Source organism: Paludisphaera mucosa (genome assembly GCF_029589435.1).
GTDB lineage: Bacteria > Planctomycetota > Planctomycetia > Isosphaerales > Isosphaeraceae > Paludisphaera > Paludisphaera mucosa.
Genome location: NZ_JARRAG010000002.1, coordinates 4,840,858 through 4,853,717, shown reverse-complemented (window position 1 = coordinate 4,853,717; position 12,860 = coordinate 4,840,858). Strand labels below are relative to the sequence as shown.

Here is a 12,860-nt window from a genome sequence, read left to right as displayed (position 1 = left end):
GCTCCCGGTCGCCTCGAAGCGAAGCGAAACGCGACCGCGTCCGCCGGGGGTTCCTTGCCGGCCCGTGGGGACGCCGGATAAGCTTCAGGGCGCCTGCCGGAGCCGCGGCTCCGGCCCTCTCGCGGGACGATCCGACTCCATTTCCTCGCGAATCGAAGGGTGCAGGTCGCACATGAAACCATGTTCCCGGCATGGCCGTCCGGCGTTCGTCGTCCTGCTGGCCGCGGCCTTTCTGCAGCCGGCGGCGGCCGACATCCTCTTCCGGGGCGACTTCGAGACCGGCGACTTCCGGCAGTTCTCCGGCAGGAGCCGGAACGCCAGGCCGGGGGACGTCGAGGTCGCCGCCGACGTCGTCCACTCCGGGAAGTACGCCGGCCGCTTCACGATCCACGAGGACGACGTCTTCAACGCGAGGCAGTTGCGCGCCCAGGCGAACGGCCCCAAGGTCACGGTGCAGGAAGGGACCGACACCTTCGTCTCGTTTTACATGTACATGAAAGAGCCCCCCCAGGACCGCGACAACTTCTTCTACTGGGAAGGGAGCCCGCCGCCGGGCTGGAACAACGTGATGACCTGGTGGGTCGAGCCCAAAAAGGACCGCGCCGGCGCGGTCGTCAAGTTCGGCACCGGCAACCTGGGCCGGAAGGGCGTCCACTGGGAGGCGGATTTCGAGGTCGGCCGATGGCACCAGCTCGGCATGCACATCCACTGGTCGGAAGACCCCGCCAAGGGCCGCGTCAAGCTCTGGTGGGACGGCGAGCCGGTGCTCGACAAGCCGGTTCAGACGAAGGGTCCGCAGACCGCCTACTTCTCGCAGCCGGGGATCCATCGCGACCCCCACTCCAGGTCGGTCGACACCATCTACTTCGACGACATCCTCTGCGCCACGACGCTCGAAGAGATCGAGATCCGCAAGCCGGGGCCGGCGAAGCCGGAATGACGGCCGGCGATCGCGCGGCGTCGGGCTTGCGGCCCCGCGCGGGGGCGTTTAGCATTCGATGCACCTCCTCTCCACGACGATCGAACCGGCCTACGACGACGGGCGGGGGCGCACGTGATCACCCAGAAGGATCTCGCGGTCAAATCGCTCGGGGAGTGCCGGGTCGATTCGCCGCTGCTGCCGCTCCTGGAGCGGCGCGAGCGGAGCTATTACAACGTCGACGAGTCCGACCGGGTGCTGTTCGACGACACGGCCTCGGCGCTGGTCGCGCGGGGGGCGCCGATCGACGAGATCCCCGGGTTCGAGCCGGCGGGGCCGCGGCGCAAGATCTACTTCGACCCGTCCAAGGCCCGCGCGGGGATCGTGACGTGCGGCGGGCTCTGCCCGGGGTTCAACGACGTCATCCGGGCGCTGGTGATGGAGCTGCACTTCGCCTACGGGGTGCGGCGGATCCACGGGTTCTGCAACGGCTACCAGGGGTTCATCCCCAAGTACAAGAGGCCCGTGCTGGAGCTGACGCCGCAGTCGGTGAGCCGGATCAACGAGCTGGGTGGGACGATCCTGGGGACCTCGCGGGGCCAGCAGGACCCGGCCGAGATCGTCGACTGCCTGGAGCGGATGGGGATCAACCTGCTGTTCGTGATCGGCGGCGACGGCACGCTCCGCGGGGCCCAGACGATCAGCCGCGAGGTCGAGTCGCGGGGGTCGAGGATCGCGGTCGTCGGGATCCCCAAGACGATCGACAACGACATCATGTTCATCGACCAGAGCTTCGGCTTCCAGACGGCCTTCTCGGTCGCCGCCGACGTGATCCGGACGGCCCACGCCGAGGCCAAGGCGTCGCCCAACGGGGTCGGCCTGGTCAAGGTGATGGGCCGGCACTCGGGGTTCATCGCCTGCTACGCCTCGCTCGCCCACAACGACGCCAACTTCGTCCTCATCCCCGAGGTCCCCTTCGCCCTCGCCGGCGCGGGGGGCTTCCTGGAGGCCATCAAGGACCGGGTGCGGTCGACGGGGCACTCGGTCGTCGTGATCGCCGAGGGCGCGGGCCAGGACCTGATGGGGGCGCACGCCGGGGCCGACGCCTCGGGCAACGCCAAGCTCGGCGACGTGGGCGTCTTCCTGAAGGACCGCATCACCGAGTCGTTCGCCGCCGACGGCCTGGAGCTGAACCTCAAGTACTTCGACCCCAGCTACCTCGTCCGCAGCGTGAAGGCCAACCCGTTCGACGCCGTCTACTGCCTGCGCCTGGCCCACAACGCCGTCCACGCGGCGATGGCCGGCCGCACCGAGGTCGTCGTCAGCCGCTGGCACGGCCGGTTCGTCCTGCTCCCCATCCCCCTCGCCGTCCGCGACCGCCACACCGTCGACCCCAACGGCGACCTCTGGATGTCCGTCCTGGAATCCACCGGCCAGCCCCAGGTCTTCGGCTGACCGCCGGCGGTCGACCTCGGATTTTCATCCCCTTGCGCGCATCCGGGCGCATCGTCGTATTGGGGGCCTTCGCGCCCGGCGGCCGCGGGAGGGACGGTGGGGGAGTTGCGGCGCAAAAAAATATCGACGACCGAACCCAAAATCAAATCACGCAAGTCCCATAAAACAAAGAAGATACAGCGAAACCGCCGAAAACCCCTAGGGCGAACGGACCCGATTCGAAGCCGAACGGCGAGGGTTCGAAAAGGCGGACGGGGCGCACCGGTTCCTTGGCGCCCCGCCCGCCCGGGGGAGTGTTTCGAGATGGGGACCGCGAGGGCCGGGACGGCGTCGAGGGATGAAGACTTGTGGGGGTGTGGCGGGAGGCTTCCCGTCCGGCCGTCCTCTGCGATCGGCTGTATTATGCCACCCCGGGCGGGGAACGCAAATCGGCCCGGGGGATTCGCGGCGGATTCGGCGCGGGGGCCGCGGGGGCGTCGGGGCGGGCCGTTGATTCGAGCGGCCGGATGGGCGAAACTGCGACCTGGACGGGCCCCTCGGCCGACCTCTCCCCCCTCCCCCGGATGGATGAAGACATCGCCATGAGACGCACGCGCACCACGTTCGCGGGAATCGTCGCGATCGCCGCAATCGCCCTCGCCGGCACGCCCTCCCGGGGCGACGACGGCCCCTGGCCGGTCGCCCGGGCCAAAGCCTGGGGCGAGGCCCACCCCTGGCTCGTCGGCTGCAACTACTGCACCAGTTCGGCCATCAACCAGCTCGAGATGTGGCAGGCCGAGACCTTCGACCTCCCCGCCGTCGACCGCGAGCTGGGCTGGGCCCATGAGCTGGGCTTCAACAGCATGCGCGTCTTCCTGCACGACATCCCCTACAAGCAGGATCCCGAGGGCTTCTTGAAGCGGATCGACGCGTTCCTCGCGGTCGCCGACCGCCACGAGATCGGCGTCATGCTCGTCCTCTTCGACGGGGTCTGGGACACCGACCCGAAGCCCGGCAAGCAGCGCGAGCCGAAGCCCGGCCTGCACAACTCGGGGTGGGTCCAGAGCCCCGGCCGGGCGATCCTCGGCGACCCCGCGCGGCACGACGAGCTTAGGCCCTACGTCGTCGGCGTCGTCGGCCGCTTCAAGGACGACCCCCGCGTCCACGCCTGGGACCTCTTCAACGAGCTGGACAACCCCAACGCCAACAGCTACGGCTCGACCGAGCTGAAGGACAAGGCCGACCGGGCGCTCGACCTCCTCAAGAAGGAACTCGCCTGGATCCGCCCGCTGAACCCCAGCCAGCCCCTGACCATGGGCGTCTGGAAGAACGACCTGACCGACCCGGCGAAGCTGACGCCCATCAACAAGTTCCAGATCGACCAGTCCGACGTGATCAGCTTCCACAACTACAACCCGCCCGACCGGATGAAGGCCGACGTCGACGCCCTCAAGAAGTACGGCCGCCCCGTCCTCTGCACCGAGTACATGGCCCGGCCCAACGGCAGCCGGTTCGACCCGATCCTCGGCTACCTCAAGAAGGAGGGCGTGGGGGCGTATAACTGGGGCTTCATCGACGGCAAGAGCCAGACCATCTACCCCTGGGACTCGTGGAAGAAGCCCTACGCCGCCGAGCCCCCCGTCTGGTTCCACGACGTCCTCCGCCGCGACGGCAAGCCCTACGACCCGGCCGAGGTCGGCTACATCAAGTCGGTCACCGGCGCCGCGAAGTGAACGCCCGATGGAAGCCCGAGGCCCCGCATGACCGTCTCGATCCGTCCCCTGGCCGCCGGCGACCTGGAGGCCCTGGGGCGGTTCCTGACCTCGGGGTTCCAGACGCCGGCCGACGCCGAGTTCGCGGCGGTCGACGTCCTGCGCTGGAAGTACCTGGAGTCGCAGGGGGACGTCGCCGAGCCGGCCCCGCGGAGCCTGGTGGCGGTCGACGAGGCGGGCGCGATCGTGGGGCACGTGGGGTTCGTGCCGACGGCCTTCGCGGGCCCGGGGCTTCCCGCCCCCGTCCCGGCGCTGCACATGATCGACTGGCTGGGCTCGCGCGAGCACCGCTCGCTCGGCGCCAGCCTGATGCGGCGGGCGCACGAGGCGGCCCCGGTCCAGTTCGGCCTGGGGGGGAGCGACGCCGGCCGCTCGGTCATCCGCCGCGGGGGGTATGACTCGATGCCGTCGGTGACGGTCCACGAGCGCATCCTCAACCCGCTCCGCTGGCTCCGCGCCGGCGGCCGATCGCCGGGGAAGGCCGCGCGGGCCTCGCGCGACCTCGCCCGCCGCCTCATCCACCAGCCTCGCACGGCGGACGCCCGCCTGGAGCTGGAGCCGGTCTCGTCGTTCGGGCCCGAGGTCGTCGAGGTCGTCCGGGCCGCCTCGCGATTCGCCGTCGTCGCCGCCCGCACGCCCGAGCGGCTGAATTACGCATTGCGGTACCCCCGGCAGGCGCCCGCGGGCCTCCTCGTCCGCGACGCGGATCGACGCGTGCGCGGGTTCGCCCTGGTGAATTCGATCCCACGCGACGGCGGCCGGATCGTCCTCGGCCGGGTGGTCGACCTGCTCCTCGACGACGACGACCCCGACGCCTGGCACGCCGCCCTGCTCCTCCTCTCCCGCGAGCTGGCCCGCCGCGGCGCCGACGTGGCCCAGGCGTTCGCCGCCCCGCCCTGGACCGTCGAGGCCCTCCGCCGCGCCGGGTTCATCTCCCGCCATCCGCTCGACTTCCGCCTCCGCGACCGCCAGGCCCTCCTGCCCCGCGACCGGCCGTTCTACCTGACGCCGATCGAGGCGGATTACGCCTACACCTGATCGCCTCCTGGAATCGCCCCCTGGCGTGGAGGATACTCGAAAGGGTCGACCGCCCCCGGCCGGGATCCGCCCGGATCCGCGGGCGACCTCAGAGATCGACCTCTCCGAACCGAAGGAACCCTGCCATCATGAACGCCCATACGACGGCCCTGGCCCTGCTGGCCGCGGCCTTGCTCGCCCCCGCGTTGAGCTTCGCCCAGGACGCGAACCTCCAGAAGCCCGCCCTGGCGAAGGACGACGGCGAGAAGCGGATTTTGGAGACGATCGTCGAGGCCCGCAAGGGGCAGCGGTATGCGAACGTCTCGGAGGCCGACGGCCGGCTGATGCGGCAGCTCGTCGAGGCGGTGAACGCCAAGCGGGTCGTCGAACTGGGCACGTCGACGGGCGAGTCGGGGCTGTACTTCTCGCTGGCCCTGCGCAAGACCGGCGGCAAGCTCTACACCCACGACATCGACCCCGGCCGGGTCGAGGTCGCCAAGGCGAACTTCAAGAAGGCGGGCGTCGAGGACCTGATCGTCATCACCATGGGCGACGCCCACGAGACGGCCCCCAAGAACACCGAGCCCATCGACGTCCTGTTCATCGACGCCGAGAAGCCGGGCTACGACGCCTACCTCCGCGAGCTGCTCCCGCTCGTCCGCCCCGGCGGCCTGATCCTCGCCCACAACATGCACACCCCGGCCCCCAACCCGAAGTACGTCGAGGCCATCACCACCAACCCCGACCTGGACACCTCGTTCCTCCTCATGGACGGCGCCGGGCTCGGCGTCACCCTCAAGAAGCGCTGAGACGCTCCGCCGGGGACGCCCCCAAACCGGGCGTCCCCGCCCATTCCGCCGGGTCCGCCTTCCCCGATCCCCGATTCGTCGTATAATCCAGTGAGACGCCCCCGATCCGTTTCGAAGGAACAGGCCAGGCCATGACCACCCGCCGGACCAGCCCGCTCGCGATGATCGCCCTCACGGCGGTCGCGGCGATGCTGTCGACCGCGGGAGCCGCCTCGGCCTGCTCGACCGCCGCCCAGGCCCCGGCCGCAGCCCGCGGTTGCTGCGCGACTCGCGTCCAGACGGCCTGCGGCTGCTGCAGCCCCTCGCGGTCGATCGCCCCGAACACGTCAACCGCCTCCATCGGCGTCGAAGTCCGCACCGCGGTCCTGACGCCCGCCGTCCCCACCTCGTCCTGCGAGTGCCGGGCCGACGAGCCGGCCGCCCCTTCGGACCGCCCCCAGGCCCCGAAGCCCGTCGAATCCACCGACGCCCCCTTCGCCACGTCGTCGTCCCGGACCTCGGCCGTCACGGCCGTCGCCGTTTCGACGCGGTCCTCGGATCCCGACCCCAGCCCTCGCCCTCTCTACATGCGCACCTCGCGACTGCTGATCTGACGACTTCCCGCGCCGTCCTTCTCGCCGCGCGAGACGGACGAACCGCCCCCATCCAAGTCGACGGAACTCCGCATCGTATCCCGCGCAGGTAGGGAGATTTTCGACATGTCCGCCCCCGCCCCCGATCCCGTCGAGCCCCCGCTCGGCGGGTGGACGAAGTTCCGGATGGTGATGAAGGTCGTCGAGCTGCGGCTGCGATTCGTGGCCCTGATGGCCGTCACCGGGCTGGTCTTCGCATACTGGGATACGCTCTGGAACCACTACGAGAAGTGGAGCCGGCCGCCCGGCCACGCGCACGCGGCGGCCTCGGACTCCGAGTTCTACTGCCCGATGCACCCGACGGTGGTCCAGGCCGATCCGGGGTCGTGCCCGATCTGCGGGATGCCGCTTTCGAAGCGGAAGAAGGGCGAGGAGACGACCCTGCCGGCCGGCGTGCTGTCGCGGCTGGCGCTCACGCCCGACCGGATCGCCCAGGCGGGCGTGCGGACCGTGGCGGCGAGCTACGCCCCCCTGACCGAGACCGTGACGACCGTCGGCGCCGTCGAGATCGACGAACGTCGGCTGCGGCGGATCTCGTCCAAGACCAAGGGCATGGCCCGGGTCGAGAAGCTCCACGTCGACTTCACCGGCACGAGGGTCGAGGCCGGCCGGCCGCTGGCGGAGATCTACAGCCCCGAGCTGTACCAGGCGATCCAGGAGATGCTGCTGCACCACCGCTCGGCCCAGGCCGGGGCGGGCGCGAACCGCGTGCTCGGCGACCCGCGCGACCTGGTCAGGCTGGCGGCCGACCGGCTCAAGCTCTGGGGGATCACCCAGGAGCAGGTCGACAAGATCCTCAAGGACGGCAAGGCCGAGTCCCGCCTGGCGATCCTCGCGCCGATCGGCGGCGTGGTGATCCGCAAGGGGGTCGTCGAGGGGGACTACGTCGCCGAGGGCCAGACCCTCTTCGAGGTCGCCGACCTCTCGCGGATCTGGGTCAAGGCGCAGATCTACGAGAATCAGCTCGCGCTCGTGCACGAGGGCCAGGCGGTGCACGCGACCGTCGAGGCGTTCCCCGGCGAGGTCTTCTCGGGCTCGGTGGCGTTCATCGACCCGGTTCTCAACCCCCAGACCCGGACGGCCGTGGTCCGCTACGACCTGGCGAACGACGACCTCCGCCTGCGGCCCGGCATGTTCGCCACGGTCACCCTGGAGACCCCCGTCGCCGACGCCCCCGCCTTCCGCTCCCGGCTGGCCGCGAAGCCCGACCGCAGCCGCCTGCACAAGGCCGTCCTGACGGTCGAGGAGCAGGAGAAGTGCCTGGTCACCGACGCCAGGCTCGGCTCGATGGGCGACCCGCTTCCCGTCGAGGTCGACGGCCGCAAGCTCTGGATCTGCTGCGCCGGCTGCGAGGCGAAGCTCAAGGGGACGCCCGCCCGGTACCTCGCCCGGCTGGAGCCGGTCCCGAGCGGCTCGGTCCTCACGGTTCCCGAGTCGGCCGTCGTCGACGCGGGCTCGCGGAAGATCGTCTACGTCGAGGCCGAGCCGGGCGTCTTCGAGGGCCGCGAGGTCGTCGTCGGCGCCGTCTCCGGGGGCCGCTACCCCGTGCTGGAGGGGCTCGCCCCCGGCGAGGTCGTCGCCGCCGCCGGCTCGTTCCTCATCGACGCCGAGACCCGCCTCAACCCCAAGGCCGCCGGCAAGCCCCGCAAGCCCGAACGCGCCGCCGCGGCCGACGCCCCGACGCTCCGCCGTTGAACGGCCCCGTCGGCGCGAAGGAGTTCCGTCCGTGATCGAGGGCGTCGTCGAGTGGTCCATCCGCAACCGGTTCCTCGTGATCGCGGCCGCGATCGCGGTGGCGGTGGCGGGCCTGCGCGCGCTGGCGACGATGCCGGTGGACGCGGTGCCGGACCAGTCGGAGAACCAGGTGATCGTCTTCACCGACTGGATGGGCCGCAGCCCCCAGGAGATCGAGGACCAGGTCACGTATCCGCTGACGACGAAGCTCCAGGGGCTCGCCGGCGTGAAGGTCGTGCGGTCGTCGAGCGAGTTCAACTTCTCGATGATCAACGTGATCTTCGACGACTCGGTCGACTACTACTTCGCCCGCGAGCGGGTGCTCGAACGGCTGGCGACCGTCGCACCCGAGATGCCCGAGGGGGTCACGCCCTACATGGCCCCCGACGCCACGGCCGTCGGCCAGATCTTCTGGTACACGGTCGAGGGCGACCGCGTCGACCTCGACGAGCTGCGCGCGATCCAGGACTGGTACGTCCGCTACCAGCTCAGCGCCGTGCCCGGCGTGGCCGAGGTCGCCACCGTCGGCGGAGCCCCCCGCGAGTATCAGATCGACCTCGACCCCAACAAGCTGCGGGCCTACGGCGTGAGCCTGGGCGAGGTCTACTCGGCCGTCCAGAGGTCGAACTCGGCCGTCGGCGGCCGGGTGATCCACAAGGGGAACGCCGAGTACCTGATCCGCTCGGTCGGCTGGATCCGCGGCGTCGACGACCTCAAGCGGAGCGTCGTCGCCCAGCGCGGGGGGACGCCGATCTACCTGGAGACGATCGCCGCCGTCCAGATGGGCCCCGGCTTCAAGCGCAGCGTCCTGGAGAAGGACGGCCGCGAGGTCGTCGGCGGCGTGGTCATGATGCGGTTCGGCGAGAACCCCCTGGAGGTCACCCGGCTCGTCAAGGAGAAGATCGCCGCCCTCTCCCCCGGCCTGCCCGAGGGGGTCCGCATCGTCCCCTTCTACGACCGCACGCCGCTGATCGGCAAGGCGCTCGAGACCGTCTCCGACACGGTCCTGGAGGAGATCTTCATCTCCACGGTCATGATCGTCCTGATCATGGGCCACCTGGGCGGGGCGTTCATCGTCTCGCTGACGCTGCCGCTGGCCATCCTCGTCAGCTTCCTGATGATGCGGATCTTCGGCATCCCGTCGAACATCATGAGCCTGGCGGGCATCGCGATCTCGGTCGGCATCCTGGAGGACCAGGCCGTCGTGATGACCGAGAACGCGGCGCACCACCTGACGCGGCGGTTCGGCAACCGGCCCGTCCGGGGCGACGCGCTCGACGTCATCATCCCGGCCTGCCGCACGGTCGGCCGGCCCATCTTCTTCTCGGTCCTGATCACGATCCTGTCGTTCCTCCCCGTCTTCGCCCTGACCGGCCGCTCGGGGAAGATGTTCCACCCCCTCGCCTGGACCAAGACGTTCGCGCTGATCGGCGTCGCCGTGCTGGCGATCACGCTGGTCCCGGCGCTCATCCCGATCTTCCTGAGGGGGCGGATCAAGTCCGAGGACGACTCGTGGCTGGTGCGGACGATGATCACCATCTTCAAGCCGATGCTCTCGTGGCTGATGGACCGGACGACGCTGGTCTGCTGGCTGTTCGTGGTGATCCTCGGCCTGGGCTGGCTGTCGGCGACGCGGCTCGGCAGCGAGTTCATGCCGCCGCTCGACGAGGGCTCGATCCTCGACATGCCGACGAGCGTGCCGCGGATCTCCGTGACCCAGGCGACCGAGGACCTGAAGGCCCGCGACGCCGTCCTGCGCGGGTTCCCCGAGGTCGCCCAGGTCGTCGGCAAGGCCGGCCGCGCCGACACCGCCACCGACCCCTCGCCGCTCGACATGGTCGAGACGATCATCAACCTCCATGACAAGGAGCTGTGGACCAAGCGCAAGCTCAAGTTCGACGACGCCCTCTGGCAGGCCGACGCCGCCCTCCGGGCGCTGGAGGCCCGGGGCCTCGTCAATCCCCCCGCCCCCGACGCCCGCAAGACGATCCTGAACGACGCGGCGATGCGGGTCTCGGCCCGGGTCGACGCCGTGCTCCGCGAGCTGGCGCTGCGGCGATTGCGCGAGCATCGCCCCGCGCTCGGCCTGGCCCTGGCGGGAGCCGCCGTCGACGCCCTGGTCGATCGCGCCGACCCGAGGCGGATCAGGAGGCGGCCGACCGCCGCCGAGCGCGAGGCGCTGGCGAAGGACCTCGCCGCGACGTTCGGCGAGCGGCTGGCGGCCGGTGCGGCGGTCGAGGACGTGGCGGCGGTCGCGGGCGTCGCGACCGGCCGGCTCGTCGCCCTGGGCGTCTTCCAGGACGCGCCCGACCTCTTCACGGGCCCCCCTTCCCCGTGGGAGCGGGCCCGCGACCTCGCCGCCGCGGCGATCGGCGGCCGGGCCCCGTCGACCTTCGAGCGGATCGCCGCCCGGCTCGTCGAGGCGCGCGACGCGAACCTCAAGGCCCGGATCCGGGACCTCAATTGGGAGCTGTTCGACCGGGCCGTGGTCGCGGCCGGCGACGCCGCGATCGACGAGCTGGCGAAGGGGACGAAGGCCGACGACCGCGAAGCCCTGGCCGCCGCGCTCGCGAAGCCGTTCGCCGACCGGCTGTTCCTGTGGCGGAAGACCAAGCAGGACCTGGTCGACGAGATGGACACGGCGCTCCAGGTTCCGGGCTGGGGGAACATCTTCACGCAGCCGATCATCAACCGCATCGAGATGCTGGCGACGGGCGTCCGCACCCCGGTCGGCGTGAAGGTCTTCGGCGACGACCTGGACGAGATCCAGCGCGTGAGCGGCCAGGTCGCCGACGCGCTGCGCACCGTCCGGGGGGCCGGCGGGGTCGTGCCCGACCAGATCGTGGGCAAGGGCTACGTCGAGATCGACATCGACCGCGAGAAGGCCGCGCGCTACGGCGTGCAGGTGGGCGACGTGCAGGACGTCGTCGAGGTCGCCATGGGGGGCCGGCCGCTGACCACGACCGTCGAGGGCCGCCGCCGCTTCCCCGTCCGCGTCCGCTACGCCCGCGACTTCCGGGCCGACGAGGAGTCGCTCAAGAACATCCTCGTGACGGCCCGGGGCTCGACCGGCGAAGCCTCCGGCGGCATGGGGATGGGCGCCGCGAAGCCGCCCTCCGACGCCGCCCCCGCCGCGGCCGCGACGGTGCCGCTGTCGGAGGTGGCGACGGTGAAGATCGTCGAGGGTCCGTCGATGATCAAGAGCGAGAACGGCCTGCTCCGGGCGTACGTCCAGCTCACCGTGACCGGCCGCGACGAGGTCGGCTTCGTCGAGGAGGCCCGCCGGGTCGTGGCCGACAAGGTCAAGCTGCCCAAGGGCATGTACCTGGAATGGTCGGGCCAATTCGAGAACGAGCTGAAGACCCGCCAGACGCTGCAGGTCGTCTTCCCCGCCGTCCTTTTGGTGATCATCCTGATCCTCTACCTGACCTACAAGAGCTGGATCGACGCGGCCCTGATGATGACGAGCGTCCTGGGCGCGCTGGCCGGCGGGGCGATGTTCCAGTGGCTCTTCGGGTTCAACTTCTCGGTGGCCGTGTGGGTCGGCTACATCGCCTGCTTCGGCATGGCGACCGAGACGGGGATCGTCATGCTGGTCTACCTGCGCGAGGCCCTCGCGGAACGCGGCGGGCTGGCGGCGATCGCCTCGGTCGACGAGCTGAAGGAGGCGATCCTGGAAGGCGCGATCCACCGCCTGCGGCCGAAGCTGCTGACCGAGGGGACGACGATCATCTCGATCGCCCCGATGCTCTGGGCCTCGGGCGTCGGCGCCGAGGTCATCCGGCCGATGGCCGCGCCGGTGCTCGGCGGCCTGCTCATCGCCGACGAGGTCATCGACGTCTTCCTCCCCGTCCTCTACTTCGCGGTCAAGAAGTGGGAATGGCGGCGGCTGCACGGCCTGGGCCCGTTCGACGTCCGACGTCCGGAAGTCGCGTGAACAACGACGTCGGAGGCGATCGCAAACGCCATGGCCCGTGATCCCGACCTCGCGCGACCGTCGGCCGCGATGCTGCTGATCCTCGACCTGGACGAGACGCTGATCCACGCGGCCAAGGGGCCGCCGCCGCGGCCGGCGGATTTCGTCGTGGGGGCGTATTCCGTGTGGAAGCGGCCGCACCTCGACGCGTTCCTCACGTCGTGCGCGGGCTGGGCCACGCCGGCGTTCTGGTCGTCGGCCACCGACGCGTACGTCCGGCACGTCGTCGACGCGATCCTGCCCGCGGGCCTCGCGCCGGCCTTCGCCTGGGGACGGGGGCGGTGCACGCGGCGGCAAGACCCCGAGACGCGTGAAGACGTGCTCCTCAAGGACCTGGCGAAGGTCCGCAGGCGCGGCTTCGACCTGCGGCGGACGCTGATCGTGGACGACACGCCCGGCAAGGTCGCCCGGCACTACGGCAACGCCGTCTACGTCCCCCCCTACTTCGGCGACCCCGACGACGACGTCCTGCCCCGGCTGGCCGATTACCTGGCGACCCTGCGCGACGCGGCCGACGTGCGGGTCCTCGAGAAGCGCGGTTGGCTGCCGGCCGGTCGCGGTTGACGA

General features: G+C 70.7%; 9 protein-coding genes. All 9 read left to right on the top strand.

Annotation, left to right across the window (positions count from 1 at the left end; all coding sequences use genetic code 11):
• The first annotated feature begins 172 nt into the window (after positions 1-172).
• The 9 genes from PZE19_RS28755 (at position 173) to PZE19_RS28715 (ending at position 12,857) form a co-directional block, all read left to right on the top strand.
• The gene (locus tag PZE19_RS28755) at positions 173-940 is read left to right on the top strand and encodes a heparin lyase I family protein (RefSeq protein ID WP_277864044.1); all 768 of its coding nucleotides are present in this window, start codon (positions 173-175) and stop codon (positions 938-940) included.
• Between the two features lie 117 nt (positions 941-1,057).
• Positions 1,058-2,374: an ATP-dependent 6-phosphofructokinase gene (locus tag PZE19_RS28750; RefSeq protein ID WP_438270002.1), complete on the top strand. Its 1,317-nt coding sequence runs from the start codon at positions 1,058-1,060 to the stop codon at positions 2,372-2,374.
• Positions 2,375-2,955: 581 nt separating this feature from the next.
• Positions 2,956-4,086 (top strand): cellulase family glycosylhydrolase, encoded by a 1,131-nt coding sequence (locus tag PZE19_RS28745; protein ID WP_277864042.1) that lies wholly within the window; start codon positions 2,956-2,958, stop codon positions 4,084-4,086.
• A gap of 27 nt (positions 4,087-4,113) precedes the next feature.
• Positions 4,114-5,163, top strand: a complete 1,050-nt coding sequence (locus PZE19_RS28740; RefSeq protein WP_277864041.1) for an acetyltransferase — start codon at positions 4,114-4,116, stop codon at positions 5,161-5,163.
• A gap of 128 nt (positions 5,164-5,291) precedes the next feature.
• Complete coding sequence (locus PZE19_RS28735; protein WP_277864040.1) at positions 5,292-5,951, top strand: O-methyltransferase; 660 nt, start codon at positions 5,292-5,294, stop codon at positions 5,949-5,951.
• A 131-nt stretch (positions 5,952-6,082) separates the two neighbouring features.
• Positions 6,083-6,544 carry a hypothetical protein gene (locus tag PZE19_RS28730; RefSeq protein ID WP_277864039.1) on the top strand — a complete coding sequence of 154 codons (462 nt, stop codon included), beginning with the start codon at positions 6,083-6,085 and terminating at the stop codon, positions 6,542-6,544.
• A gap of 105 nt (positions 6,545-6,649) precedes the next feature.
• Positions 6,650-8,278: a heavy metal-binding domain-containing protein gene (locus tag PZE19_RS28725; RefSeq protein WP_277864038.1), complete on the top strand. Its 1,629-nt coding sequence runs from the start codon at positions 6,650-6,652 to the stop codon at positions 8,276-8,278.
• Positions 8,279-8,309: 31 nt separating this feature from the next.
• A complete protein-coding gene (locus PZE19_RS33275; protein ID WP_277864037.1) occupies positions 8,310-12,254 on the top strand; it encodes an efflux RND transporter permease subunit in 3,945 nt (1,314 codons plus the stop codon).
• Between the two features lie 30 nt (positions 12,255-12,284).
• On the top strand, positions 12,285-12,857 hold the full coding sequence (locus tag PZE19_RS28715; protein WP_277864036.1) for an HAD family hydrolase: 573 nt from the start codon (positions 12,285-12,287) through the stop codon (positions 12,855-12,857).
• Positions 12,858-12,860: the final 3 nt, after the last annotated feature.